The 26,047-nt window shown below is 67.7% G+C and carries 24 protein-coding genes and 6 tRNA genes; 10 read left to right on the top strand and 20 right to left on the bottom strand.

Annotated elements, in window-relative coordinates:
• Nucleotides 1–8: 8 nt before the first annotated feature.
• The 10 genes from PV772_RS11805 to PV772_RS11760 form a co-directional block, all read right to left on the bottom strand.
• Nucleotides 9–2,174 (bottom strand): 3-hydroxyacyl-CoA dehydrogenase NAD-binding domain-containing protein, encoded by a 2,166-nt coding sequence (locus PV772_RS11805; protein ID WP_347886262.1) that lies wholly within the window; start codon nucleotides 2,172–2,174, stop codon nucleotides 9–11.
• The gene (locus tag PV772_RS11800) at nucleotides 2,171–3,448 is read right to left on the bottom strand and encodes an acetyl-CoA C-acyltransferase (RefSeq protein ID WP_141181290.1); all 1,278 of its coding nucleotides are present in this window, start codon (nucleotides 3,446–3,448) and stop codon (nucleotides 2,171–2,173) included. The genes PV772_RS11805 and PV772_RS11800 overlap by 4 nt, the downstream gene beginning before the upstream one ends.
• 122 nt (nucleotides 3,449–3,570) lie before the next feature.
• A complete protein-coding gene (locus PV772_RS11795) occupies nucleotides 3,571–4,905 on the bottom strand; it encodes an HRDC domain-containing protein (protein WP_141160770.1) in 1,335 nt (444 codons plus the stop codon).
• A 12-nt stretch (nucleotides 4,906–4,917) separates the two neighbouring features.
• Complete coding sequence (locus tag PV772_RS11790; protein ID WP_307362106.1) at nucleotides 4,918–5,610, bottom strand: DUF3000 domain-containing protein; 693 nt, start codon at nucleotides 5,608–5,610, stop codon at nucleotides 4,918–4,920.
• A 58-nt stretch (nucleotides 5,611–5,668) separates the two neighbouring features.
• Nucleotides 5,669–6,766, bottom strand: a complete 1,098-nt coding sequence (locus PV772_RS11785; protein WP_307362155.1) for a low specificity L-threonine aldolase — start codon at nucleotides 6,764–6,766, stop codon at nucleotides 5,669–5,671.
• Nucleotides 6,767–6,809: 43 nt separating this feature from the next.
• The gene (locus PV772_RS11780; protein ID WP_347886261.1) at nucleotides 6,810–7,529 is read right to left on the bottom strand and encodes an SDR family NAD(P)-dependent oxidoreductase; all 720 of its coding nucleotides are present in this window, start codon (nucleotides 7,527–7,529) and stop codon (nucleotides 6,810–6,812) included.
• Nucleotides 7,526–8,893 (bottom strand): DUF6421 family protein, encoded by a 1,368-nt coding sequence (locus PV772_RS11775; protein ID WP_347886260.1) that lies wholly within the window; start codon nucleotides 8,891–8,893, stop codon nucleotides 7,526–7,528. Before PV772_RS11775 ends, PV772_RS11780 begins: the two co-directional genes overlap by 4 nt.
• A gap of 168 nt (nucleotides 8,894–9,061) precedes the next feature.
• On the bottom strand, nucleotides 9,062–9,595 hold the full coding sequence (msrB, locus tag PV772_RS11770) for a peptide-methionine (R)-S-oxide reductase MsrB (protein WP_141181294.1): 534 nt from the start codon (nucleotides 9,593–9,595) through the stop codon (nucleotides 9,062–9,064).
• A 14-nt stretch (nucleotides 9,596–9,609) separates the two neighbouring features.
• Nucleotides 9,610–10,101, bottom strand: coding sequence for a hypothetical protein (locus PV772_RS11765; RefSeq protein WP_347886259.1), 492 nt, complete (start codon nucleotides 10,099–10,101; stop codon nucleotides 9,610–9,612).
• Nucleotides 10,102–10,110: 9 nt separating this feature from the next.
• Nucleotides 10,111–10,305 carry a hypothetical protein gene (locus PV772_RS11760; RefSeq protein ID WP_347886258.1) on the bottom strand — a complete coding sequence of 65 codons (195 nt, stop codon included), beginning with the start codon at nucleotides 10,303–10,305 and terminating at the stop codon, nucleotides 10,111–10,113.
• Nucleotides 10,306–10,335: 30 nt separating this feature from the next.
• On the opposite strand from PV772_RS11760, the gene PV772_RS11755 reads away from it, so the two are divergent.
• From PV772_RS11755 to PV772_RS11740, 4 genes are all read left to right on the top strand, one after another.
• Nucleotides 10,336–11,619, top strand: a complete 1,284-nt coding sequence (locus tag PV772_RS11755) for an alpha/beta fold hydrolase (protein WP_347886257.1) — start codon at nucleotides 10,336–10,338, stop codon at nucleotides 11,617–11,619.
• A gap of 1 nt (nucleotide 11,620) precedes the next feature.
• Nucleotides 11,621–13,192, top strand: a complete 1,572-nt coding sequence (locus PV772_RS11750) for a succinic semialdehyde dehydrogenase (protein ID WP_347886256.1) — start codon at nucleotides 11,621–11,623, stop codon at nucleotides 13,190–13,192.
• A 32-nt stretch (nucleotides 13,193–13,224) separates the two neighbouring features.
• Entirely contained in the window at nucleotides 13,225–14,058 is an 834-nt protein-coding gene (locus tag PV772_RS11745; RefSeq protein ID WP_347886255.1) for an SDR family oxidoreductase, read from the top strand.
• A gap of 108 nt (nucleotides 14,059–14,166) precedes the next feature.
• A complete protein-coding gene (locus tag PV772_RS11740; protein ID WP_347886254.1) occupies nucleotides 14,167–15,930 on the top strand; it encodes a multicopper oxidase domain-containing protein in 1,764 nt (587 codons plus the stop codon).
• Nucleotides 15,931–15,953: 23 nt separating this feature from the next.
• On the opposite strand, the gene ybaK is transcribed toward PV772_RS11740, so the two are convergent.
• Genes ybaK through PV772_RS11725 form a run of 3 tightly spaced genes read right to left on the bottom strand, consistent with a single transcriptional unit; the run spans nucleotide 15,954 to nucleotide 17,882 of the window.
• A complete protein-coding gene (gene ybaK / locus PV772_RS11735; protein ID WP_141181299.1) occupies nucleotides 15,954–16,466 on the bottom strand; it encodes a Cys-tRNA(Pro) deacylase in 513 nt (170 codons plus the stop codon).
• Nucleotides 16,467–16,475: 9 nt separating this feature from the next.
• The gene (locus PV772_RS11730; RefSeq protein ID WP_141181300.1) at nucleotides 16,476–16,928 is read right to left on the bottom strand and encodes a SufE family protein; all 453 of its coding nucleotides are present in this window, start codon (nucleotides 16,926–16,928) and stop codon (nucleotides 16,476–16,478) included.
• A gap of 27 nt (nucleotides 16,929–16,955) precedes the next feature.
• Nucleotides 16,956–17,882: a sulfurtransferase gene (locus PV772_RS11725; protein ID WP_141181301.1), complete on the bottom strand. Its 927-nt coding sequence runs from the start codon at nucleotides 17,880–17,882 to the stop codon at nucleotides 16,956–16,958.
• A 215-nt stretch (nucleotides 17,883–18,097) separates the two neighbouring features.
• Between PV772_RS11725 and zapE the strand changes: the two genes are divergently transcribed.
• On the top strand, nucleotides 18,098–19,135 hold the full coding sequence (gene zapE / locus PV772_RS11720) for a cell division protein ZapE (RefSeq protein ID WP_141181302.1): 1,038 nt from the start codon (nucleotides 18,098–18,100) through the stop codon (nucleotides 19,133–19,135).
• Here zapE and PV772_RS11715 read toward each other — a convergent pair.
• From PV772_RS11715 to PV772_RS11685, 7 genes are all read right to left on the bottom strand, one after another.
• The gene (locus PV772_RS11715) at nucleotides 19,132–20,364 is read right to left on the bottom strand and encodes a benzoate/H(+) symporter BenE family transporter (protein WP_347886253.1); all 1,233 of its coding nucleotides are present in this window, start codon (nucleotides 20,362–20,364) and stop codon (nucleotides 19,132–19,134) included. The genes zapE and PV772_RS11715 overlap by 4 nt on opposite strands.
• 142 nt (nucleotides 20,365–20,506) lie before the next feature.
• Nucleotides 20,507–20,770, bottom strand: a complete 264-nt coding sequence (locus tag PV772_RS11710) for an antitoxin (RefSeq protein WP_347886252.1) — start codon at nucleotides 20,768–20,770, stop codon at nucleotides 20,507–20,509.
• 147 nt (nucleotides 20,771–20,917) lie between these two features.
• Nucleotides 20,918–20,989: transfer RNA gene (locus PV772_RS11705), tRNA-Val, on the bottom strand.
• A gap of 33 nt (nucleotides 20,990–21,022) precedes the next feature.
• A tRNA-Gly gene (locus tag PV772_RS11700) sits at nucleotides 21,023–21,095 on the bottom strand.
• A 58-nt stretch (nucleotides 21,096–21,153) separates the two neighbouring features.
• Nucleotides 21,154–21,225: transfer RNA gene (locus PV772_RS11695), tRNA-Val, on the bottom strand.
• 37 nt (nucleotides 21,226–21,262) lie between these two features.
• Nucleotides 21,263–21,333: transfer RNA gene (locus PV772_RS11690), tRNA-Cys, on the bottom strand.
• Between the two features lie 47 nt (nucleotides 21,334–21,380).
• A tRNA-Gly gene (locus PV772_RS11685) sits at nucleotides 21,381–21,453 on the bottom strand.
• Nucleotides 21,454–21,760: 307 nt separating this feature from the next.
• On the opposite strand from PV772_RS11685, the gene PV772_RS11680 reads away from it, so the two are divergent.
• From PV772_RS11680 to PV772_RS11660, 5 genes are all read left to right on the top strand, one after another.
• Nucleotides 21,761–21,832: transfer RNA gene (locus PV772_RS11680), tRNA-Val, on the top strand.
• A gap of 104 nt (nucleotides 21,833–21,936) precedes the next feature.
• Nucleotides 21,937–22,791: a cytochrome gene (locus PV772_RS11675; RefSeq protein ID WP_141160755.1), complete on the top strand. Its 855-nt coding sequence runs from the start codon at nucleotides 21,937–21,939 to the stop codon at nucleotides 22,789–22,791.
• A 79-nt stretch (nucleotides 22,792–22,870) separates the two neighbouring features.
• On the top strand, nucleotides 22,871–23,473 hold the full coding sequence (def, locus tag PV772_RS11670; protein WP_347886251.1) for a peptide deformylase: 603 nt from the start codon (nucleotides 22,871–22,873) through the stop codon (nucleotides 23,471–23,473).
• On the top strand, nucleotides 23,470–24,390 hold the full coding sequence (gene fmt, locus PV772_RS11665; protein ID WP_347886250.1) for a methionyl-tRNA formyltransferase: 921 nt from the start codon (nucleotides 23,470–23,472) through the stop codon (nucleotides 24,388–24,390). The genes def and fmt overlap by 4 nt, the downstream gene beginning before the upstream one ends.
• Nucleotides 24,387–26,003 carry a transcription antitermination factor NusB gene (locus PV772_RS11660; protein ID WP_347886249.1) on the top strand — a complete coding sequence of 539 codons (1,617 nt, stop codon included), beginning with the start codon at nucleotides 24,387–24,389 and terminating at the stop codon, nucleotides 26,001–26,003. The genes fmt and PV772_RS11660 overlap by 4 nt, the downstream gene beginning before the upstream one ends.
• Nucleotides 26,004–26,047 lie beyond the last annotated feature (44 nt).

The raw sequence follows: 26,047 nt of genomic DNA, 5'->3' as shown, positions 1-26,047 counted from the left end.
CGCTGCGCCTAGTCCCGGGACTTGCTCGACGCGATGCCGGGCTGCAGGAAACGCTTGCCGTTGACCCGCTCCGATGCACCCACCCGGTCCAGGTACGGCGTGATGCCGCCCAGGAACATGGGCCAGCCCGCGCCCAGGATCATGCACAGGTCGATGTCCTCGGGTCCGGCGACGACGCCTTCGTCCAGCATCAGGCCGATTTCCTCCGCCAGGGCATCCTGGACGCGGTGCAGCACCTGCTCCGCGGTGGACGGGCTGGAGCCAAAGGACAGCAGCTCAAGCGTGGACTGGGGGATGGTCCGGGAACCGTCCGGCGCGGTATCCCAGAGTGCCTTGACGTTGTTGTCGATGAGCTTCTTGAGGTTATCGGAGACCGGGAAGCGGTCACCGAAGGCGGCGTTCAGGGACTCCTGGACATGCTGCGCCACGGGCAGGCCCACCATGGCCAGCAGCGTGAACGGCGTCATGGGCAGCCCCATGGGCCGCAACGCGGCGTCCGCAACCTCCGCCGGGGTGCCCTCGTCGAAGGCCGCCGTCACTTCGCCCATGAGCCTCAGCAGGATGCGGTTGACCACGAAGGCGGCCGCATCCTTGACCAGCACACCGGTCTTCTTCAGGGCCTTGGCCAGCTCGAAGGCGGTCGCGAGCACGGCGTCGTCGGTCCGCGGGGCACGGACAATCTCCAGCAGCGGCATGACGGCCACCGGATTGAAGAAGTGGAAGCCCACCAGGCGCTCCGGGTGCTTGAGGTCCGCGGCCATCTCCGTCACCGAGAGCGATGACGTGTTGGTGGCCAGGATGCACTCCGGCGACACGATGGCCTCCAGTTCGGCGAAGACCTGCTTCTTGATGTGCAGTTCCTCGAAGACGGCCTCGATCACGAAGTCGGCGTCCGCGAAGGCTTCCTTTGACACCGAGCCGGTCACCAGCGCCTTGGTGCGGTTGGCGGCGTCCGGGCTGACGCGCTTCTTCGCCAGGAGTTTGTCCACCTCGCCATGGACGTAGGCCACACCCTTGTCCACCCGGGCCTGGTCGATGTCGGTCAGGACCACCGGTACTTTCAGCTGCCGCGCGAAGAGCAGTGCCAGCTGGCCGGCCATCAGGCCCGCGCCCACCACGCCCACCTTGGTGACAGGCCGGGCCAGTTTTCGGTCCGGAGCGCCGGCGGGCCGCTTGCCGCGCTTCTGCACCAGGTCGAGGAACGCGTAGACGGTGGACCGGAACTCATCGGTCTGCATCAGGTCGGCCAGGGTTTCGCATTCCAGGGCCGCGGATTCCGCCGCGGTCATGGTGCGGTTGGCTTCGAGAATGTCCAGGACCTTGGCGGGGGCCGGAGAGGCGTTGGAGGTCTTGCCCTCCACGAACTTCCGCCCCGCGGCCACGGCGGCGGTCCAGCGGGCGGCAGCCTCCGGTGAGGCGGGGTCGACGGCGTTGGGCCGCTCCGGGACCACGTCGCCGGAGATGACTCCCGCGGCCCAGGCCAGCGACTGCTCGAGGAAGTCGGCAGGCTCGAAGACGGCGTCGGCGATTCCCATGCCGAATGCCTGTGCACCGGTCAGTGTCCGGTTGTTGCTCAGCGGGTTCTCGATCATGACCTTGACCGCGTTTTCCGGACCCACCAGGCGGGGGAGGATGTACACGCCGCCCCAGCCCGGAACCAGGCCCAGGAAGCCTTCCGGCAGGGCCAGGGCGCCCGCCCCCGTGGAGACCGTTCGGTACGTGGACTGCAGCGCGATCTCCAGGCCGCCGCCCAGTGCGACGCCGTTAATGAAGGCGAAGCTCGGGACGCCCAGGTTGGCAAGGGTGGCGTAGACGTCGTGGCCCAGCTGCGCCATCCACAGTCCGTGTTCGCGCTTTTCGAGCGACTTCACGGCGGAGAGGTCCGCCCCGGCCACGAGGTAGTGCGGCTTGCCGGTGACGCCCACGCCCACGATTTCGCCGCCGGCTGCGCGTTCCCGCAGGCCTTCAAGCGCCGTGCCGAGCTCCACGAGGGTGTTGGGGCCAAGGGTGGTGGGCTTGGTGTGGTCCAGGCCGTTGTCGAGGGTGACCAGGGCAAAGGTTCCCGGGCTGGGCTTCCCTGCAGTTCCCGGCAGGGCGATGTCCTGGACGTAGGAGTGGGTCACGGTTTCGTTGGGGAAGAGGTCCGCCAACGTGCGGTAATCTGCGGCGCTCATGCCATGGCTCCTTCGGAAGCGGTAGCAGCGGTCTCCCCGGCGGGAGTCCCACTGTAGTCGGGGTGGTGCGGGTTCTCCCAGATCACAGTGCCGCCCATGCCAAGGCCCACGCACATGGTGGTGATCCCGTAGCGGACCGATGGGTCTTCCTCGAACTGGCGGGCCAGCTGGATCATCAGCCGGACGCCGGAGGACGCCAGGGGGTGGCCTACGGCGATGGCCCCGCCGTAGCGGTTAACCCGGGGGTCGTCGTCGGAGATGCCGTAGTGGTCCAGGAAACTGAGGACCTGGACGGCGAAGGCCTCGTTGATTTCGAACAGGCCAATGTCATCGATGGTCAGTCCGGCATTCCTCAGGGCTTTTTCGGTGGCCGGCACAGGTCCGATGCCCATGACCTCCGGCTCCACTCCTGCGTAAGCGTAGCTGACCAGCCTCATCTTGACCGGCAGGCCAAGTTCGGCGGCCGCATCAGCGGAGGCCAGGACGGCAGCGGTTGCGCCATCGTTCAAGCCGGCGGCGTTTCCGGCGGTGACCCGGCCGTGGGCGCGGAAGGGCGTGCGGAGGCCGGCGAGGTCGGCCAGGGTGGTGCCGGGCCGGGGCGGTTCGTCCTTGCTGTGGACCGTCCAGCCCTCTCCGGGCCTGCGGGCGGCAACGGGAACCAGGTCCGGCTGGATCCGGCCGTCCTGGTAGGCGGCGGCCAGCTTGTCCTGCGAGGCCACGGCGTAGGCGTCCGTGCGTTCCTTGGTGATGGCGGGGAACCGGTCGTGGAGGTTCTCCGCGGTGTTGCCCATGTTCAGGGCTGCCGGGTCCACCAGCCGTTCGGACATGAACCGGGGGTTTGGATCGGCGCCGGAGCCCATGGGGTGGTGTCCCATATGTTCCACTCCGCCGGCAACCACCACGTCGTAGGCGCCGAAGCCGATGCCGCCGGCCGTGGTGGTGACAGCGGTCATCGCGCCGGCGCACATGCGGTCGATGGCGAAGCCGGGAACAGTCCGTGGAAGGCCGGCCAGGAGTGCGGCGGTCCTGCCGAGGGTAAGGCCTTGGTCACCTGTTTGGGTGGTCGCGGCGATGGCCACCTCGTCGATCCGCCCGGCGGGCAGCGACGGGTTGCGGCGCAGCAGGCCGCGGATGCATTTCACGATCAGGTCATCGGCCCGGGTCCCGGCGTAAATCCCTTTCTCACCGGCCCTGCCGAAGGGTGTGCGGATGCCGTCCACAAAGACGACGTCGCGGACAGTGCGCGTAGATGCGCCGCTTCCGTGCTGGCTCACGTGTAACTCCTCATCGAGATGTGGCGCGCCGGGTGCATGCCGGAGTGCGGCAGCAGCCAAGCGTCGGTCACACCGATGTTACTCGTGAGTAACTTAGCCTGCAAGGGCCTGGTCCAGGAAGGTTACTGGCCGCCGGCAACTGCGACGGGTTTGGGTTCCTTGGGTGGCAATGGCTGCGGGTTCAGGAAGGCGCTGGAGATCAGCGGGGCGGTGAGTTCCACCTGCCACTTGCGCGCACCGAGGGCACGCAGCTCAGCAGCAATCGAGTCCTCGCTGACATCTGCAGGAGGCCGCCACGCCACCCGCCGCAGGTAATCGGGCGTCAGCAGGTTCTCCAGCGGCAGGTTCAGCTCCTCGGCTTTTGCCTGCAGCAGGGGCCTGGCCGTGCCCAGGCGGGCAGCCGCCTCCGGATCGCGGTCTGCCCAGACCCTCGGCGGCGGTGGGGCGTTGGTGGCCAGGTGCAGCGGTGGGAGTTCCTGCATGTCCCGTGCTGCGGCGATGCAGCGCAGCCAGCGCGGAGCCTCACGCTGGGCGGCGCGTCCATGGAATCCCTTGGTGCCCAGAAGCTGCGGGACAGTGGCCGGCATCGCCTTCGCGGCAGCCACCAGGGCCGAATCGGGAATGAGGCGGCCAGGCGCCACGTCGCGTTTTTGCGCCAGGGAGTCCCGTTCCAGCCACAATTCGCGGACCGCAGCCAGTTGGCGGCGGTCCCGGATCTGGTGCAGGCCGGAGGTTTTCCGCCAGGGGTCCACCCGGGGCGGAGCGATGCCGGCTTCGAGGATGGCGGCAAACTCCTGCTCGGCGTATTCCAGCTTCCCGTCGGCCTGGAGCAGCTCAATGAGTTCCTCACGCAGCTCGGTGAGGACCTCGACGTCCAGGGCGGCGTACCGGAGCCACGGTTCGGGCAGGGGGCGGGTGGACCAGTCGGCCGCTGAGTGCTCCTTGGCAAGCCCGAATCCCAGGAGCTGTTCGATGACCGCCGCCAGGCCCACCCGGGGCAGCCCGGCCAGGCGCGCGGCGAGTTCGGTATCGAAAAGCTTGTCCGGCCACATCCCGAGTTCGGACAGGCAGGGGAGGTCCTGGCTGGCAGCGTGCAGGATCCATTCGACCCCGCGCAGGGCGTCGTTGATGATGTCCAGGTTCCCGAACGGTTCGGGGTCGATCAGCCAGGTGCCTGCGCCCTCGCGCCGGATCTGGACCAGGAAGGCGCGCTGGCCGTAGCGGAACCCGGAGGCGCGTTCGGCGTCAACACCGGCCGGCCCGGTGCCGGCGGCGATGGCGGCGGCGCAGCGTTCCAGGCCAGACTGGGTTTCGATGACCAGGGGAACGCCGTCCCGGGGTGCGTCGAGATCGATGATTTCGGGGATGGGACTGTCAAAGCCCTCCACCGTGATGTGGGGCGCGGCAGCAGCAGCCGGGACGCCGGCTGTGGTGTTTTCCGGAATGTTTGGGGTCATGATGCCCCCAGTTTACCGGGCTGCCCCGAAACCGTTCGGCTGGCCCCGCCGCCGGGGCGGCAGGGCCGTGACGCCGTCGGGCAGCGGCGGCAGGCCCGCGAACGTGCACACCATGTCGGACCACGCTTCCAGGTGCGCCTGCACATCGGAGGAACCCGGCGTCCAGGAGGCCCGGAGCTCGATGTCGATGGACCCTGGCCGGCCGGCCAGGGTGCCGAAGCTTTCGGACAGGACGCGGGTGGCCGTGCCACCGGCCGCCCGGTACGGGGCCTTGTGGTTTTCCAGCGCTTCCACCAGCCACGTCCATGCCACGGTGCCCAGCATTTGGTCGTTGCCCATTTCCGGTTCCAGCTCGGCCCGGATGTAGGTCACGATGCGGAACTCGCCGTCCCAGACCGCTGAGCCGTCCGGGTCATGCAGGAGGATGAAACGTCCGGTGGCGAGTTCGGTCCCGTCCTCGTCCGCAGTTCCGGCCCCGGCTGGACCGCCGGCCGCGGCGAAAGCCAGGGCCGCCGGCCCGTGGACCGGCGTCGAAGGGGCACCGGTGCCGGGCGCCATGACTTCAGCGCCCAGCGCGACGGCGAAGGGGGCCAGCCGCGCGGGGGCAGGGATCTCGGCCAGGCGCAGTTCCTTCCGGCACCGGGCTTTCCTGAGGGTTCCCAAGGCGTGGAGAAAATCCGGGGGAACCTGGTCAAGTGCGTTCACCTTGGCAGATTACGGGGCGGGGCGCGGCAGGGGAGGAAGGCTCGCCGTCAACGGCCGGTCACCCTGCCCGGCCGTCCCGGTAATCCCGCAGCTCACGGCGGATGGCAGCGGCGAACGCATCAACATCCTCCTCCGTGGTGTCAAAGGAGCACATCCAGCGGACCTCCCCTGCTGCCTCATCCCAGTCGTAGAACCTGAAGGAAGTGCGCAGCCTGTCCGCCACGCCGGGCGGAAGGATGACGAAGACGCCGTTGGATTCGGTTTTCTGGGTGGGGCGGACGCCCTCGATGGTGTCGACGGCGGCACGCAGCCGGGCTGCCATGGCGTTCGCGTGCGAAGCGGAGCGCAGCCAGAGGCCCCCTTCGAGCAGGGCGATGAACTGGGCAGACATGAAACGCATCTTGGACGCCAGCTGCATATTCATCTTGCGGAGGTAGACCAGGCCGTGGGCTGCCTCGGGATTAAGGGCCACCACCACTTCGCCGAACAGGAGGCCGTTCTTGGTGCCGCCGAAGGAGAGGATGTCCACACCGGCGTCCTTGGTGAAGGCCCGCAGGGGAACGCCCAGGTGGGCGGCCGCGTTGGCGAGCCGGGCACCGTCCATGTGCAGCTTCATGCCCTTGGTATGGATGTGGTCGGCGATGGCGCGCACTTCCTCCGGGGTGTAGCACGTGCCCAGTTCCGTCGTCTGGGTGATGGACACTGCCAGCGGCTGGGCGCGGTGCTCGTCGCCCCAGCCCCAGGCCTCCCGGTCGATCAGCTCCGGGGTCAGCTTGCCGTCCGGGGTGGGGACCTGCAGCAGCTTCATGCCGCCGATGCGCTCGGGTGCCCCGTTTTCATCCATGTTGATGTGCGCGGTGGACGCACATACCACGGCGCCCCAGCGGGGGAGCAGGGACTGCAGGGACAGGACGTTGGCCCCGGTACCGTTGAAGACAGGGAAGCATTCGATGCCCGGGCCGAAGTGGTCCACCATGAGTTCCTGGAGCCGCGCGGTGTAGTCGTCCTCGCCGTAGGACACCTGGTGGCCCTCGTTGGCGGCGGCCAGGGCTGCCAGCACCTCGGGGTGGACGCCGGAGTAGTTGTCGGAGGCAAAGCCGCGCACGTTCGGATCGTGCAGCCGGAGCGCAGAGCCTGTTTCTGCTGTGGTGGTCATGGGGTTGTTCACGCTTTCAGTCTAGGTACAGTCACGGCCGCGCTCAGTCGGCCAGCCGGAGCCGGGCGCCGTTGAGTCCGGCCGCCGGGGTATCGAAGAGCCGGACGACGGCGGCAGCCAAGTCAGCCACGTCCGTGGCCCCGGGGAACTTCCGCTCGGGGTGGGCGCGGCGCAGTTCGTCGTCAACCAGTGCCTTGACCACCAGGATGGTGGCAGCGGCAAGGCTCCCGCCGTCCCCGGAGGCGCGGCGGAAGCCGTCCGCCATGGCCATGGTCCAGGCCTCCGCGGCCGCCTTGGCTGCCACATAGCTGGCCACCGCCGCGGTGGGTTTGTCCAGTGCGGTGGAGGACACCATGGCGAACCTGCCGGCAGGCGACGCGGCGATGTGTTCAAAAAAGACGCGTGAGACATTCCGGAGCGTGGTGACCGCCCCGCGTTCCAGGAAGTCCCAGTCTTCGTCGGACTGGTCGGCGATGCCCTTGGCTCCGCGCCAGCCGCCCACCAGGTGGATCACCGCGTCAACCGGCCCGAAGGTTCCGCCGAGCTGCTCCCGGAGCTGCCGGACGCCGTCGAAATCCGCGAGGTCGCACGTGAAGGGGGCGACGCCGTCGCCCGCCTTCTCCGCCGCCGCCGCGATCCGGGCCTGGTCCGATCCCACGGTGGCCACGCGGTGGCCCGCGGCAGCGAGGGCACGCGCAACGGCGACGCCGGACGGGCCGCTGCCGCCGGTGACCAGGACGCGGGCAGCGCCGGGGCCGGTCACAGGGCGGAGTGGCCGGTGATGCCGGCGGTCGACTCGATGACGGGGCGCATCTTCTTCTCCAATGCTTCGTAGAACATGGACAACGGGAATTCATCGTCCAGGACCTGGTCCGTGAGGCCGCGGGGCGTCCCCGCCAGCGGCAGCGCGTCCGGGCCCTTGGCCCACACGGAGGCCGGGTTGGGGGTGACGGTGGCCGATACCAGCTGGTAGGCCGCCAGCCAGTGGGCGGTCTTGGGCCGGTCGATGGAGCGCCAGTACAGATCGTCGATGCCGGCTCCGAGGGCGATCACGGCGTCGGCCACCTCATCCCAATCGATGGTAAGCCGTGTGTCCGTCCAGTGCAGCACATGCTGCTGGTGCAGCCAGGCGAACAGGAGCTGGCCACCGAGGCCGTCGTAGTTGCGGACGCGGCTGCCGGTGATGGCAAAGCGGAAAATGCGGTCAAAGATGATGGCGTACTGGACCAGCTTGGCGTGCCGGCGGGCTTCGGGGTCGGCGTCATCGTCTTTTTCGATCCGGACGGATTCGCGGAAGGCGGTGAGGTCGCAGCGCAGTTCCTCCAGCGAGTACAGGAAATAGGGCATCCGCTGCTTGATCATGAAGGGATCGAAGGGCAGGTCGCCGCGCATGTGCGTCCGGTCGTGGATCAGGTCCCACATGACGAAGGTCGCTTCGGTGAGGTCCTGGTCAACGAGCAGTTCCGCGGCGCCCGCCGGGAGTTCCAGGGAGGTGATCTCCGCGGCGGCCTTGAGTACCCGGCGGAACCGGGCAGCTTCCCGGTCGGCAAGGATGGCACCCCACGTGAAAGTGGGGGTCCGGCTGACAGCCACGGTCTCGGGGAAGAGCACGGCCGAGTTGGTGTCGTAGCCCGGGGTGAAGTCCACGAAGCGGATGGGGACGAACAGTTTGTTGGAGTACCCGCCGGCTTCCAGGCCCGCGATGAACTCCGGCCAGATCACCTCCACCAGCACGGCCTCCACCAGCCGGCTGCTGCTGCCGTTCTGGGTGTACATGGGGAACACCACCAGGTGCTGCAGGCCGTCGCGGCGCTGTTCCTGTGGCTGGAACGCCAGCAGCGAGGACAGGAAGTCCGGAACGGCGAATCCGCCCGCGGCCCATGCCCGGAAATCAGCGCACGCGGCCTCGAGGTAGGCGGCATCGTGCGGAAAGGCAGGGGAGAGGGCCGTGACGGCGTCCACGATGGTTTCCACGTGGCGTGCAGCTGTCGCGTGGTCGGCCGCCTCGGGAATTGATCCGTCCTGGACCTGGAGGGCCTGGAGGGCGGTGGCTGCGCCTTTGAGCCGCAGCCAGTCCTGGTTCTGCGCGGAAATACCGGTAACGGCGGTGGTCAGGGTCTCTGTCATCGTCGGCTGCCTTTCTGGTTGCTTGCTTCTCTGGCGAGCGTAGCAAGCAACCAGTAGGACTTATGCCCGGGCGGCCTTTGCATAAGCAGAACTTAGCCTAGTGCCGTTGCCTGCTGGATCGAGACCGTGCTTTGGCTGTGGGATCCGTGGATCCAGGGCTACGCCCCGTTAGCCCTGCGCCCCATGGTCTGCCCCCTGGTTTTCCGTCTCATCCTTGGTGACGAGCCGGAGGGAGACGGAGTTAATGCAGTAGCGCTGGTCCGTGGGGGTGCCGTAACCCTCGCCTTCGAATACGTGGCCCAGGTGCGAGTCGCACGAGGCGCACCGGACTTCGATCCTTTCCATGCCGAGGGTCCGGTCATGGATGTAGCGGACCTTGCCCTCGGCCAGGGGAGCCCAGAAGGACGGCCAGCCACAATGGGAATCGAACTTCTCGTTGCTCGTGAACAACTCAGCGCCGCAGGCGCGGCACTGGTACGTGCCCTCCGTGTGCGTATCCCAGTACTCTCCCGTGTAGGGCCGTTCCGTGCCGGCCTGCCGCAGGACGTGGTATTCCTCCGGGGTCAGTTCCTCACGCCACTGGGTATCGCTTTTCGCGACGGACCCGGCTTGGGCCGCAGCCTCCTGCGCGGTGCCCTGCCGTGTCCCGCCGTCGACGCCCGGTGCCTTGTTGCCGAAGATGCTGTTTCCAAAGATGCTCATAGTTTTACCAACGCCTAGGAGTCGCCGATAAATCCCGAACCTGCATAGAGGTGGAGCACGGGCACTCCGAGCTGGTCCTGGGCCTTGTTGGCCCAGTCGGTGTGGAAGGTGTCGGCCACGGCGTGCGGCCTGGTGATCACCACTGCCTGCGAGGCGCCCGTTTTCCGGACCTTGGCCACCAGGGCGTCCACTGCCTTTCCGTCCACCACCTGGCCGGTCACGTCCGAGCCCAGTCCCTGCAGCGCTGCGAGCGAAGCGGCCAGGGTCTCGCCGGCCTGGGCCCGCTCTGCGGCGGCGTCCGGGTTGCGTGCCGCCAGTTCGCGGAAAGCCTTGGCAACGTCCAGCATGGACAGGTTCTCGAGGAAGTCCACCAGCAGGTGGCGCTCTGTGTTCGCCGGCACCAGGACCACCAGGCGGCTGTCCGCGCCGTCCACCAGCCGTTCAATGTTCAGGCGGTCGTCCGCGCCGAGGGGTTCTTCAGTCAGGATGACGATGGGATCACTCATGGCCTTAGCCTAGTCCCGCCCGCGTGCCACATGCACTGACTGGCCATTCCGCCGGTTCCGGCCCACTTCCGGTTCCGCCTTGACCTTGCCGCGCCGTTCCCGTCCGGTTCCGGCCCACTTCCGGTTCCGCCTTGACCTTGCCGCGCCGTTCCCGTCCGGTTCCCGAATGCAGGCATCTGCGGCGGTGCCGGTAACAATAGTCACATGGCACCTTTCCGGCGAGCGCGCCCTGCAATGACTGCACCTTCCAGGGATACCGGCGGCGTGTCGCCGGGAGCCAAGTGGGCCATTGGGGGAGCCATCGCCGGGGGCTCGGTGGCGAGCCTGCTGGGGGCCGGCTCCTCGGCGCTCGCCGTGTACTTCGCGCGCCGGGTCATCACCCCTGCCCGTCAGCGGACGGCGGACAAGGAAGTCCTGGCCGTGATCCGCGACGGGCAAAAGCAGCAGGTGATCCTGGCCGCCAATGAGGACACCACGGTGGACGGGGTCTATGGATTCTTTTTCGACGGCGGGAAGGGGCATGCGCGCATCGGCCGCATCGTTTCCTACTCGCCGGCGGACCGGACGGTGCTGCGCGAGGTGGAAGCCGTCTACAGCGGGGATCTTTCCACTGCACGCTGGGGCTGGTGGAGCGGGGCCACCTACCCGGACCCGGCCGCCGCCGGAATTCCGGCCGAGGACGTCCTTGTCCCCGTTGAACGTGGTGAAGCCCCCGCCTGGCTGGTCCGGGCCAAGGGAACCGCGCGGACCTGGGCCATCATGGTGCACGGTCGCGGGGCAACCCGCCAGGAAGCGCTCCGGGCGGTGGGGCCGGCCCTGGAACTGGGCCTGACAAGCCTGCTGGTGTCCTACCGGAATGACGGGCTGGCGCCCTCGGCGGACGACGGACGGTACGGCCTGGGGTCCACTGAGTGGCAGGACATTGAAGCCGCCATCGGGTATGCCCTGGCCAACGGTGCCGAGGAAGTTGTCCTGTTCGGCTGGTCCATGGGAGGGGCCATCTGCCTGCAGACCGCCGATCTCTCCCGCTATCGCCACCTGATCCGGGCGATGGTGCTGGACGCGCCGGTCATTGACTGGGTGACGGTGCTGGCGCACCATGCGCAGTTGAACCGGATTCCGTCCCTGGTGGGCAAGTATGGGCAGCTGATGCTGGGCCACCCGCTGGGACGGCGGCTCACGGGTCTCTCGGCGCCAGTGGACCTCAAAGTCATGGACTGGGTCTCCCGCGCCGTGGAGCTGAGGACGCCCAGCCTGATCATCCACAGCGTCGACGACGAGTACGTGCCGTACGGACCCTCGGCACTGCTGGCCGAACGGAACCCGGAGATGGTCACGTTCGAGACGTTCAACCACGCCCGCCACACCAAGGAATGGAACGTGGACCCCGAGCGCTGGGAGCGGCTGGTGAAGGCGTGGCTGCGTCAGCAGCTCGCGCCGCGCCTCAACCCGGGATCCGGCCCGGACCCGGGCCTCTCTGCCGACACGCCGGCCAGGCCGACGCCTGCGGGAGCGTGAGATGCCCAAAAAACGCCCGGCAGGAGCTGTAACCGACCGCGGCAGGGAACTGGCCGCAAGCCTGGCGGCCCTGGTGGCGTCATCCCCTGGCCGGCCCGTCCAGGCCTCACACGCCCCCTTCGACGGCACCCTGCTGGGCGAAGTGCCCGTCAGCACGCCCGAAGACGTCCGTGCCGCCGTCGACACTGCACGGACGGCGCAGCAGCTCTGGGCGGGCTGCTCCCTGGCCGCACGCCGTGCCGTGGTGGCGCGGTTCGTGGCGCTGCTGCTGGACAGGGAGCAGGACATCCTTGACCTGGTGCAGGCAGAGAGCGGCAAGTCCCGGCTTAGCGCCTTCGAGGAGTTCGCGGACGTCATCCTCACAGCCCGCTATTACGAACGCACCGCCGGGCGGCACCTGGGCCCACGCCGGCGGAAGGGCGCGGCTCCGGTCCTGACCCGCACCACCGAATACCGCATTCCGAAGGGGGTGGTAGGGGTCATCAGCCCCTGGAACTATCCACTGACCCTTGCCGTTTCGGACGCCATCCCGGCCCTGCTCGCGGGCAACGGCATCGTCCTGAAACCTGACTCACAGACGCCCTTCACGGCGCTGCTGATGCTCAAACTCCTCCGGGAGGCAGGCCTTCCGGAGGACCTGTTCCGGATCGTCACCGGGCCGGGAACCTCCATAGGCCCTGCCCTGATCGGGCGGGTGGACTTCCTGATGTTCACCGGATCCTCCCAGACCGGAAAGACCGTCGCCAGGCAGTGCGCGGAACGGCTGATCGGCTTCTCCGCCGAACTGGGCGGGAAGAACCCCATGCTGGTACTGGCGGACGCCGACATAGCCAAGGCAGCAGCCGGTGCCGTGTACGCCTGCTTCTCCAACTCGGGGCAGCTTTGCGTCAGCATCGAGCGGATCTACGTGCACGCCGACGTCCATGACAGGTTCCTTGCGGCGTTCACCGCCAAGGTGGAGGGGATCCGCATGGGCGCCGGGCCGGACTGGGAGATTGGCATGGGGTCCCTCATCAGCGCGGCACAGGTGGAGCGGGTGGACCGCCATGTCCAGGATGCGCTCGCCAAAGGCGCGCAGCTGCTCACAGGCGGACGGCGCCGGCCGGACCTGGGCCCGTTGTTCTATGAGCCGACCGTCCTGACGGGCATCACGGATGACATGCTCCTGGCCAGGGAAGAGACCTTCGGGCCTGTGGTCGCCGTCTACCGTGCCGCAGACGACAATGCAGCAGTCGCCCAGGCCAACGATTCGGAATTCGGGCTCAACGCCAGCGTCTGGTCCGCCGGCCACGGCGAAGAGGTGGCCCGAAAGCTGCTGACCGGGACTGTCAACGTCAACGAAGGCTACGCCGCCACCTGGGCATCCCATGATGCTCCGATCGGGGGCATGAAGGACTCCGGTGCCGGCCGCCGCCACGGCCGGGAGGGCATCCTCAAATACACGGAACCGCAGACCATCTCCGTGCAGCGGCTGCTCCCGGTAGCCCCCGCCCCGGGAATGTCCAACCACGCCTACGCGCGGATCATGAAAGGCGCCATCACGCTGATGGGCCGCTTTCCCCGAAACCGCTGACACAGTCAGAAGAAAACCCAAGGAGAACTGGGATGGCCAAAGGAATCCGACTTGCCGGCGCAACGCTGCTGGTCACTGGAGGCGGAAGCGGGCTGGGCCGCCGCATGGCGCTCGGCGCCGCCAGGCGCGGGAGCCGGGTGGTGATCTGGGACGTGGATGCGGCAGCGGGCGCGGCGGTTCGCGACGAGATCCGGGCGGCCGGCGGCCAGGCCGACGCGCAGTACGTGGACGTGACTGACCGGGACGCGGTGAAAACTGCCGCGGCAGAGGCAGGCACGGTGGATGTGGTGGTCAACAATGCGGGCGTAGTCAGCGGACAGCGGCTCCTCGATGCCACGGAAGACGCCATCGAACGGACCATGAACGTCAACGTCCTGGCCCTGTACTGGGTCACGCGCGCGTTCCTGGGCGGGATGGTGGAGCGCCGGCGCGGCACCGTGGTCACCGTCGCCAGTGCCGCCGGCCTGGTGGGAGTCGCCCGGCAGACGGACTACTCCGCCAGCAAGTTCGCCGCCGTCGGCTTTAACGAGTCACTCCGCGCGGAGCTCCGGGCGGACCGCGCGGACGTCAACACGCTGGTGGTGTGCCCTTTTTACATCAACACCGGGATGTTCGACGGCGTCCGGACCCGCTGGCCCCTCCTGCTCCCCATCCTCGAGGAAGAGGACGTGGCAGCCAGGGTCCTCGACGCGATCGAGGCCGGGCACCGGAAGCTGGTCCTGCCGCCCCTCGTGAACCTGCTCCCGGTCCTGCGGGTGCTTCCGGTCGGCGTCTTTGACCGGCTCATGGACGTCCTGGGAGTCAACCGGACCATGGACCACTTCACCGGCCGCGCCCCGGGCCGGACCGGAGGACATTCGGGGTAGGCCCGCAGCTTTCTGCGGGGGCCCGTGACCCTGTGACAGGCCGGCGCAGAGGTCTATCCTGCTGCTCAAGGGGGGAAACCTGCGAAGAAATGGGGCCCCGAAATGCGCATGACAAGACGACAACTGTTACAGGCCGGCGCTGTGGCCGGGGCGGGACTCCTGGCCCCGCCCGGCATATCTGCAGCCGCGGCGCGCGGTCCTGCGGCCGGCCAGCAGGCCATGTTCACCCAGCAACTGCCCACCCTGGCCGAGCTGGGCGTCCTGGACATGCGGGGTGGGGGCCGTACCGCGCTGTGGGTCCGAAACGCCTCCCACCGGTTCCAGGAAAACATGGGCCCGGCGAATACCCTGGCCTACCAGGAGGCCGGCTCGTCGAGGACCTACCTTGGGCCCGTCATCATCGCCAGGAAAGGAGTTCCCTTTGAGCTGAAGGTCCGCAACGCAGCCGAATGCCATCCCCTGGCTTCCGCCATCGACAGCGAGCTGGTCCCCCGCGGCAGCAACGATGCGAAGCGGCCGCGGACGTCAGTACACCTGCACGGCGGCAACGTCAGCCCGCAGTCGGACGGCGGCCCGGACCAGGCCTTTGCGCCCGGCGACTCCTACACGTACCACTATGGCAACAACCAGGATGCTGCCGGGCTTTGGTACCACGACCACGCGCTTGGAATGACCAGATTAAACGTCTACGCAGGACTTGCCGGCAGCTACCTGCTCAGGGACGGGATCGACACCGGGGACGGCACGCAGCTTCCGCCACCGCCGTACGAGGTGCCGCTGATCATCCAGGACAAGATGTTCAACCCCGACGGTACGCTCGCCTACCCGCCAAACCCGGACCTCAAGGGCCCGGACGGGGCCCCGCGCCCTTGGGCGCCCGAGTTCTTCGGGGACGTGGCGACGGTCAACGGCAAAGTCCGGCCGAACCTCGACGTCGCCCGAGGCCGGTACCGCTTCCGCGTCTTCAACGGCTCCAACGCCCGGTTCTACGACTTCACGTTCGACGCCGGCGGCCCGGCACTGGCCTTCTACCAGATCGGGTCCGACGGCGGGCTCCTCAACGCGCCCGTCCGGCTGGACCGGCTGGTGATTGGCCCGGGGGAACGGGCGGATCTCGTAGTGGACTTTGCCGGGCTCCGGGCCGGATCGCGGGTGGTCCTGCGCAACAGCGCCCGGGTGCCGTACCCGGACGGGCCGGAATCCGTGGCGGGCGGCGCCATCCCGCTCCCGCAGGTCATGCAGTTCACCGTCACGTCCCGGACCGGCTATACCGTGCCCCTGCCTGCCCGGCTGCGGGACAAGGGCGGGGAAGTCACCAGCCTTCGGGAGGCAGCGCCGGCGAAAATCCGTCGGATGGCGCTCGTGGAAGTAGCCAACCCGGACGGCGTTCCTGTGATGGCCCTGCTGAACAACAGGATGTTCGACAGCCCGGACACCACCGAGGTGGAGAGCGACACGCTGGAACAGTGGGAGCTCATCAACACCACCGAGGACGCCCACCCGATCCACCTGCACTTCACCCAGTTCCAGGTGCTCAACCGGCAAAAATTCCATGCGGACGCCTACCTGGAGGAGACCGGCTATATTGATCCCGCCACCGGCCTGGTCACGCCGGGACGGGGCAAAGCGGTGGAAGTCGAGCGTTTCCTTATTGGCCGGCCCAGGGACGCGGCCGCCAACGAGCAGGGCTGGAAGGACACCGTGGTGGCGCTCCCGGGCGAAGTCACCAGGATCCGGGTTCCCTTCGGTGCGGGGGCGGCAGGCGGAAAGCCCCTGGCGATTGGCTCATCGTTCAAGGGCGACTATGTGTGGCACTGCCACATCCTGGAGCACGAGGACAACGACATGATGCAGCGCTACACCATCAAGTAGCTGCCCGTACCAGGACCGGGTGGTCATGACCGGGGATTGCCGGCGGCCAGGGAGCTGATGGGCGCGGTGACGGCGCCCGTCAGCCTGGCCAGGTCAGCCGGGGCCAGCTCAATATCCAGGCCGCGGCGGCCTCCGGACACCAACAGGGTGTCCAGTGCCGCGGCGCTGGAATCCAGGACAGTGGGGGAGGGCTGCCTCTGGCCGAGAGGGGAAATCCCGCCCAGTACGTAGCCGGTGCGCCGCTGGGCCGCCGCAGGATCGGCCATGGCGGCCCTCTTGGCGCCCAGCGCCGCCGCCATGGCCTTCAGGTCAAGGGTGCCGCTCACCGGGACGATGCCCACCGCGAGCCTGCCCTCCACGTCCACCACCAGGGTCTTGAAGACCCGGGACGGGTCGATCCCCAGGGCTTCGGCGGCCTCCGTGCCATAGCTCGCTGCCGAGGGGTCATGGGTATACGGATGCAGCACAAAGGGAACCCCGGCCGCGGTCAGTGCCGCTGTGGCCGGGGTTCCCTGGGAGTTGTTCCTGCGTGCCATGCAGCGTAGTCAGGCCCGGCTGCTGGATGCTGCGGCGACCTTGCGCTTGATCCGGCCCAGCATGGCCGTCATTCCCCGCATGCGCAGGGGGGTAATGGCGCGGGTGAGGCCCAGCAGTTCCGGCATGTCGTCGGGCACGGACAGGATCTCCGCCGCCGTCAGGCCATCCAGCCCCTCGTGCAGCACACCGGCAAAACCACGGGTGGTGGGTGCCTCGGGCGGCGCCTTGAAGAACAGGCGGACCGCGCCGTCGTCGTTGGTTCCCGTCTCAATGGTGAGGAACAGCGGCGACTGGCACTCCACAACCTGCTCAAGGAGCTCAGGGTGGTCTTTCAGCCGGTCCGGAAGTTCCGGAAGTCCCTCTGAGAACTCCAGCAGCAGCTGCAGCCTCTCGGGTTCGGACACGGACTGGAAGTCGTCCACGATTGCCGCCAGGGCGGAAGGCAAAGCTTGAGTAGTCATCGTTCCAAGTCTACGCGGGGGGCGTGGTCAGGCTCCGACGGCGACCGGAACGGAACCCCGCTCGGCGCCCTTCACGATCGGCACACGGACGGCGTTCCCCCATTCGGTCCACGATCCGTCATAGTTGCGGACGGTCTCGAAGCCCAGGAGGTACTTCAGGGCGAACCAGGTGTGGCTGGACCTCTCGCCGATGCGGCAGTAGGCCACCACGTCGTCGCCCTCGGCCAGGCCGGCCTCGCCCAGGTAGATGGCGGCCAGCTCTTCCCGGCTGCGGAAGGTGCCATCCCCGGCGGCCGCGCGGGCCCAGGGGATGGACGCTGCCGTCGGGATGTGGCCGCCACGCAGGGCGCCCTCCTCCGGGTAGGCCGGCATGTGGGTGCGCTGTCCGGTGTATTCCTCGGGGGAGCGGACATCGATCAGCGGGCCGTTGCCCAGGTGTGCCAGGACGTCGTCCTTGAAGGCGCGGATCGGGGCGTCGTTGCGCTCCACCACGGGGTAGTTTCCGGGAGCCGGAGCAGGCCGGTCCTTGGTCAGTTCGCGGCCTTCGGCAACCCACTTGTCGCGGCCGCCGTCCAGCAGCCTGACGTCCTGGTGGCCGAACAGGGTGAAGACCCAGAGGGCGTAGGCGGCCCACCAGTTGGACTTGTCGCCGTAGATCACCACGGTGCTGTCGCGGGAAATACCTTTCGACGCCGCGAGTTCGGCGAAGGCCGCGCCGTCCACATAGTCCCGGGAAACTTCGTCGTTCAGGTCCGTGTGCCAGTCGATCTTCACCGCGCCTGGAATGTGGCCGGTTTCGTACAGGAGAACGTCTTCGTCGGATTCGACCACGATGAGGTCGCCGTTGGCCACTGCGCCGCTGCTGATGGCGGCCGCGAGCCAGTCGGTGGAAACGAGCCGCTCCGGGTGGGCGTAGGCTGCGAACTTCTCATTCTGTTCAACCGGGTATGGCATGGCTTGGCCTTTCAGTAAGAGCACGGGAAACCGTGGAACATGCATTGGAACCTGTTCCCACCCTAGCCAGCGCCTGAAGGGTTGTCCGTATTCCGTTAATAGGGCGAAATGTTGCCTTCGTCACGCTCCGGGGCGGATGGGCGGCGTTCCAACCGGGTACGGCCCGCATTGCCGGTATCCTTTCTGGGGACCAACCACCAGCAGAACGGACCACCTTGGTACAGATCGAACAGCTTGCCGCCCGCACTCCGGCAGTTTCGGTGGATGAACTCCTCAAGGGCTTCTACCCGTCGCCCCGGTTCGGAAAGGTTTCCTTTTCCAGCTACCGCCCGGACCCCAAGCAGCCCAGCCAGGCCGCCGCCGTGCGTGCCCTTGAGGGATTTGCCGACGGCGTGGGGTCAGGTAACGGGGGCGGCCTGTTCAAGAAGCTGTTCGGCAAGAAGGACGAATCCAGGGCGGGAATCTACCTGGACGGCGGTTTTGGTGTGGGCAAGACCCACCTGCTGGCGTCCCTCTGGCACGCATCACCGGGACCCAAGGCCTTCGGTACATTCGTCGAGTACACCAACCTGGTGGGTGCCCTCTCCTTCCGCAAAACCGTCGATGCCCTGAGCAGCTACCAGCTGGTGTGCATCGACGAATTCGAACTGGACGATCCGGGCGACACCGTCCTGATGTCCCGTCTCATGCGTGAACTGGCAGACGCCGGCGTCAAGCTTGCCGCCACGTCCAACACGCTGCCCGGTTCCCTGGGCGACGGCCGCTTCGCCGCCGTGGACTTCCAGCGTGAGATCCAGGTCCTGGCGGACCAGTTCGACGTCATCCGCATCGACGGCGAGGACTTCCGGCACCGCGGCCTCCCTGCCGCACCGGCACCGTTGAAGAACAGCGAACTCAATGCGCACATGAAGGCGGAGTTCGACGGGAAGACGGTGGCCCAGGACGAGTTCTCCACCCTCATCCACCACCTGGCCGGCGTCCACCCCAGCCGCTACCGCCAACTGGTCGACGGCATCGACGGCGTGGTGTGGCGCAACGTGGAGACCATCACGGAGCAGGCCGTGGCACTGCGGTTCGTTGTCCTTGCCGACCGGCTCTACGACAAGGACGTGCCCATCCTGGCCAGCGGCGTCCCCTTCGATCAGCTGTTCACGGAGGAAATGATGGCCGGCGGGTACATGAAGAAGTACTTCCGCGCCGTGTCCCGCCTGACCGCCCTGGCCCGCGAAGGCCAGAACCACGAGCCTTCCTAGGCGGACTTCCTGCCGGCCCGGCCACCAGGCCGGGGTTGCAGCACCAGCCGGACCACCAGGCCCGCCAGGAGCGCCCAAAAGGCCGATCCGATCCCGCCGAATACCAGGCCGGAGGCGGCCATCAGGAACATGACGGCGGGGGCAATCCGGTCCTCGGCGTCCGCCAGCGCCGCCGAGGCGGCCGAGGCCAGGGTTCCCAGCAGTGCCAGCCCGGCAACGGCTTCAAGCATCCCGGCCGGTGCCTTGCTGACCAGCGATACCAGGGCCGCCGAGAAGGCTGCCAGCACCAGGTACGCCGCGCCGGACGTGAAGCCCGCGATCCATCTGCGGCTGCGGTCCGCGCCCGCTTCCTCCCCGGCCGCAAGGGCGGCGCTGAGTGCGGCGAGATTGATGGCGTGGCCGCCGAAGGGTGCACCGGCGAGGGTCCCTGCCCCGGTAACGAGCATGGCCGGCCGCCACGGTGTTTCGTAGCCAAAGGACCTGAGGACGGCCACCCCTGGAATGTTTTGGGAGGCCATGGTCACCACGAACAGCGGTACTGCGATTCCGGCCATGGCCTGCACGCTGAATGTAGGCATGGTCCACGCCAGTGCCGGGACCAAAGCGGCAGGTGCAACGGGCGTTCCTGCCGACGCCAGCGACACTCCGATGACGCCCAATGCAACCAGCAGGGCGGCGGGCACCGCCCACCGCGGGGCGGACTTCATCATCAGCAGCCAGCACAGGATCACCGGTGCCACGAAGAGGGGCACCGAACCAAGGGCCTTGAACGGTGCCAGGCAGAGCTGGAGCAGGACACCGGCCAGCATGGCCTGGGCCAGGGATGGCGGGATGCGGGCCATCAGCCTGCCGAGCGCAGGCACCAGGCCGGTCAGCGCCAGCAGCAGCCCCGTCCCAAGGAAGCCTCCGACGGCGGCCGGCCACCCGCCGTCGGGCACTCCCGATGCAGCAAGCAGCGCTGCGCCCGGTGTGGACCAGGCCAGGGTTACCGGGACCCGGGAACGCCACGAGAGGAAGAGTACGCCGAGGCCAACAGTGAGCGTCACCGCCAGCAGGCCGGACGCCGCCTGGGCGGGATTGGCACCCACCGCCGTGAGGCCGGCCAGGACAACAGCAAACGATGAGGTGAATCCGACCAGTGCGGTGACGATCCCGGCGATGACCGGCCTGGAATCGGTCCGGACCAGGCCGGGACCGGCGGATGTGGCGGGCGCGGGGGACTTGGGCATACCGGCAGGGTACCGGCGCAGGTTTCCCAACCGGCAATCGGGAGCTCCGGAAGAAGCCGTTAAAAGCCAAAGGTGCGGGTGCCGCCTCCCGGCGGGACCCGCACCTCCTTGACGTGCCGGGCAAGAGCCCTGGCCGAATCCTTTACGGAGCCCTGTCTACCGGCGGAACCGGATTACCAGGATCTGCCGGGGGAACCTGCTCGGTGGCAGGTGCGTGCCCCGGGGTGCCGTTCTGGTCAACAAGCTTGGAAGCGCCATCCTGGATCTTGTCGACGTGGCCTGCGTACTTGCCGCCGGTCTTGGTGTCGACGAAATCGCCGGCTTTGGTAATGCCGTCCTTGATAGCCTGCTCGTTGCCGCGGATGAGACCCTGAGCCTTGCCCTTTAGATCGTCAATCAAACCCACGGACACCTCCCTTCTATCGCGGAGCCAGGTCGCTCCTCGCGCATTCGATCCTAGCCGGGCGCGGGAGGCGTGCCAAGGGAATGCCGTTCGCCTGCAGCGGATACCCGGAAACGAAAAAAGCAGCTCCGGAGAGCTGCTGTTCGTGTGTGGGCGATACTGGGATCGAACCAGTGACCTCTTCCGTGTCAGGGAAGCGCGCTACCGCTGCGCCAATCGCCCCGAAACCGGAAGACCGGCTGTGGGATGTAAGAGAGCGGACGACGAGATTCGAACTCGCGACATCCACCTTGGCAAGGTGGTGCTCTACCAGCTGAGCTACGTCCGCATTTGTGCAGGTTATTCCGGAGGATCCGGTGGTACTGCCGGCAAGTTGCCTTGCCGAGTGGGCGATACTGGGATCGAACCAGTGACCTCTTCCGTGTCAGGGAAGCGCGCTACCGCTGCGCCAATCGCCCATTGCATCCGGAACTCCGGAAACCCTGGTTTTCACCGAGGTGGGTACGGGATTCGAACCCGTGTATACGGCTTTGCAGGCCGCTGCCTCGCCTCTCGGCCAACCCACCGTGCTGGCGCCGATTCCGAAGAATGTTTGCCGTGACAGTGTCCTGCGAGCGGACGACGAGATTCGAACTCGCGACATCCACCTTGGCAAGGTGGTGCTCTACCAGCTGAGCTACGTCCGCATTTTGGAGGCTTGATTCATTGCCGTTTCCGGCATTTCCTCGCGTTCCAACGAGTAAAAACAATATAGGAGGTTCCGGGAAACTCCAAATCGGAGGGAGCCGCGTAGCTGCCAACCGCCGTCCTTCCCAGCGTCCACGCGGATTTTGTCGAGTTACAGGCGTGTAATTTCCGACGGCGGCGGTTGGCTTCCCGGGTCAAGGCATTGGAAGGTGCCGCGTCCGGCAGGCCGGGGGAAGGAGCGCTCCGGGCTGCGGCATCACCGATTTTTGAATTGGGGCAGACGTGGGCTAGCATTCAAATGCATCGGGGCGATTGGCGCAGTGGTAGCGCGCTTCGTTCACACCGAAGAGGTCACTGGTTCGAACCCAGTATCGCCCACCGCAGAGGTCCGTTTCCGCTCATCAACAGCGGAAACGGACCTTTTTTGTGTGCGGCTCCGGACCCCGGAGCTTTTGTCTGCCCCCTGTGAAAGAGTCTTTTGTATGACTGATCCGCTTCTCGCCCACGCCACCGAATACGGCCGGATGTACGCACGGTCAACGTCTGAGCAGTTCTCGGTGCCCTCCATCACCACGGTAATCAGCCAGCAGCCGCATGGGCTCGACGGCTGGTTCGGCTACATGGGCGCCAGCAGCCTGGCCAACGATCCGCTGCTGTCCGACTGCCTGGGGAGCCCTGCCAAGATCAAGCAGGCCATCAACCGTGCAGCCAAAGCCGCCGAAACCTACCGTGATGACGCCGCACGCCGCGGAGACCGTGTCCACAACTACTGCGAACAGGTGGCACTAAGGGCACTGGGCCGCCCCCATGCCATGAAGGAAGCCCGCGAGGCGCTGGCCGCCAACGGTGAGGAAGCCTTCGCTGTTCGGTTCGACGAGTGGTGGGAGCTCTTCCGCGTGGAGCCCATCGCTCCGGAAATCACTGTCTGGAACGACTCAGTGGGATACGCCGGCACCCTTGACCTCGTGGCCAGGATCAACGGGCGCATCTGCCTGATCGACTACAAGACCAAGGGAACAACGCGGGACGGGCAGGTCAAGCCGCTGGACGACAAAGTGGTCATGCAGCTGGTGGCCGGCATGAAGGCGGAAGAGAGCCTCGTGGACCCGGAAGCGGGAACCTGGGAACCCTGGAAGTACGGCGAGGACCCGGTCCTGCTGGCCGTGGCCATCGGCGAGACGGAAGTCCGCCCGGTCCGCGCCAACCCGGAAGTCCTTAAGCACCACTGGTGGAAGTTCTGCGCCCTGCGCCGCGTCTGGGAGCTCTCCGCAGACACCCTCAGCGCCGGCACCGCGCTGTTGCCCATCGCGCCTCCACCCCTGGCCCGCACCGCCTAACGGAACGGTGCACGTGGAGAGACTGCACCTAAACTGGACAGGTTCCCTTTTTGCCGCCAACCGTGAGGACACACAGCGCATGGCTATTCTGAATATCCGCATCATCGGCGATCCTGTGCTGCGCACAGTCGCCGATCCCGTGACGGAATTCGGACCCGACCTTGCCAAACTGGTCGCCGACATGACCGAAACCATGGAGGACGTCGAAGGCGCCGGCCTCGCCGCTCCCCAGATCGGCGTCAGCAAGCGCATCTTCACGTACCGGATCGACGGCGTCGAGGGCCACATCATCAATCCTGTCCTGGAAAACAGCGAGGACTACCAGCCGGACCATGTGGAGGGCTGCCTCTCCATCCCGGGCCTCGGCTTCCCGGTGCGCCGTTTCCGCGCCACCCGCGTCACCGGTGTTGACATGGACGGCAACCCGGTCGCCATTGACGGTGAAGGGATGCTGGCGCGCTGCTTCCAGCACGAAAACGACCACCTGGACGGCATCCTCTACACCGACCGCCTCGAGGGCGAGGACAGGAAGGCGGCGCTCAGGTCCATCCGCAACGCCAATTACGACGCCGTCGCCGGACGCACCACAGCCAAACGCGCCAGGAGTGTCGGGTCAAGCTTCGGCGGCGCCAGCTTTGGTGGAACCAGCACCCCCGGCTCCAGCTTCGGGGCAGCCGGGTGAGGGTCCTCTTCGCGGGGACACCCGCCGTCGCAGTCCCATCCCTGGACGCGCTGGTCAACGCCGGCTTCAACGTCGTTGCCGTCCTGACCCGGCCCGACGCGCCGCTGGGCCGCAAGCGCGTGCTGACGCCGTCGCCCGTTGCCCAGCGGGCTGCGGAACTGGGCATCGAGGTCATCCGTGCGGCGCGCGTCGACGCCGATGCCATAGCCGGCATTTCCACCGTGCAGCCGGACGTCGCGGCCATCGTCGCCTATGGCGGACTGGTTCCCCCTGATGCCCTGGGCATCCCGCGGCACGGCTGGGTCAACCTGCACTTTTCCCTGCTGCCAGCCTGGCGCGGAGCGGCGCCGGTCCAGCGATCCATCATGGCCGGAGACGACGTCACCGGCGCCGTGACGTTCCAGCTGGAGGAAGGCCTGGACACCGGTCCCGTCTTCGGCACCCTGACCGAGGCCGTCAAGCCCCAGGACACCGCCGGTGACCTCCTGGAACGGCTGTCCCACAGCGGCGCGGTCCTGCTGGCCCAAACCCTGTCCGCCATCGACGCCGGAAAAGCAGCGCCGCAGGCACAGGCCGGCGATGTGTCGCTCGCGCCAAAATTGACGTTGGAGGACGGCCACCTGAACTGGGCGCATCCGGCCCTGGCCATCAGCAGGCAGGCGCGCGGCGTCACCCCCGAGCCCGGTGCCTGGACCCTGCTCAACGGGCAGCGGGTCAAGCTCGAGCCGGTCCGGCTGCGGCCGGATGTTTCCGGGCTGGCCCCGGGAGCCGTGGAACTGAACGGCAAGGCCGTGCTGGTGGGAACGGGGTCGCACGCGGTGGAACTGACGCGTATCCAGCCTGCCGGGAAAAAGATGATGGCCGCCCCCGACTGGGCGCGCGGTTTGGCTTCACTGGAGAGCGTGGTGTTCGAATGACCGGGTCCGGAGGCAATACAGGCGGACGGGGCAGCGGCGGGAAAGGCGGACAGGGCGGCAGCGGCGGACCTGCCGGCGGCCGCCGTGGCAATGGCGGTCCCCGGGACGCCAGCCGGCGGAACGCCAAGGGCCGCGAACGCAACCGCGGGCCGCAGCGGAGCTTCACCGGGCAGGCTCCGTCCCAGCGCACCAGGCGCGCGGATCCCGCCCGCCTCGTGGCCTTCGAGGTGCTCCGCGCCGTCGCGGCGGAGGACGCCTACGCCAACCTCGTGCTGCCGGCCCGGATCCGGCACCACCACCTGGACAAGCGGGACGCCGGGTTCGCCACCGAACTGAGCTATGGCGCACTCCGCAACCAAGGCACCTATGACGCCATCCTGGCACGGTGCGTGGACCGTCCCCTGGCCCAACTGGACCCGGCCATCCTTGATGCGCTCCGCATCGGTGCCCACCAACTGCTTGCCATGCGGGTCCCGGCCCACGCTGCCCTGGACCAGACCGTGGGGCTCGCCCGCGCGGTGATCGGCGCCGGACCGTCAACACTGATCAACGCCGTCCTGCGCAAGGTCGCCGCCCGGAGCCTCGAGGAGTGGCTGGACCTGTTGGTGGAAGGCGAAACCGACGCTACGAAGGTAGCAGCGGTGAAGTACGCGCACCCCGAGTGGATCGTGCGCGCCATGCGCCAGTCCCTCGTGGCCCACGGCCGCTCCGCGGCGGAGATCGACGAGCTGTTGGAAGCTGACAACGCCGCCCCGGTGGTCAACCTCGTTGCGCTGCCCGGCCTGGGCAGCCTGGACGAAGCACTGGAAAGTGGCGCCGCTCCCGGGGAGCTTGTTGAAGGCTCAGCGCTTTCCAGTGGCGGCGACCTTGGCCGGCTGGCTTCCGTCCGCGCCGGCACCACCCGTGTACAGGATGTCGGTTCCCAGCTGGTGGCCAGGGCCCTGGCCGCGGTGGACCTTGGCGGACCGGCGGACGGAAACGCGGCCGTCAGCGCTCCAGCGGTGGACGGCGACGCTGAAGCGTGGCTCGATCTTTGTGCCGGTCCGGGCGGGAAGGCGGCGCTCCTCGGTGCGCTGGCGCACCAGCGGGGCGCCACCCTGCTGGCGAACGAACCGGCGCCGCACCGGGCCAAGCTGGTCAGCCAGGCATTGTCCGCCGTGCCGCATGGCAGCTGGCAAGTCCGCACCGGCGACGGCCGTGAAGTGGGCGGTGAGCAGCCGGAGCGTTATGACCGTGTCCTGGTTGACGTTCCCTGTACCGGCCTGGGCGCGCTTCGCCGCAGGCCGGAGTCCCGGTGGCGTCGCTCGCCCAAGGACATCGCGGACCTCGGGCCATTGCAGCGCGAACTGCTGGCCTCGGCCCTGGCCGCCGTCCGGCCAGGGGGAGTGGTGGCCTACGTGACCTGCTCACCGCATCCGGCGGAGACAACAGCGGTGGTATCAGACGTCCTGCGCAAGCGCACCGACCTTGAACTCCTTGACGCCGGGGCCGCCCTGGACGCGGTCAGCCTGACCGGGTCCCTTGGTGCCGGCCACGAGCTGACTGCCCAGCTCTGGCCCCACATCCATCACACCGACGCGATGTTCCTTGCCCTGATCAGGAAGAAAGCCTGACCATCAGGAACGGCGCGACACCCAGCAGCCACGGCGTGGTCCAT

The organism is Pseudarthrobacter sp. CC12 (assembly GCF_039907755.1).
Lineage (GTDB): Bacteria > Actinomycetota > Actinomycetes > Actinomycetales > Micrococcaceae > Arthrobacter > Arthrobacter niigatensis.
The sequence above is the reverse complement of the archived record's forward strand: the minus strand, read 5'-3'. Positions and strand labels throughout refer to the sequence as shown.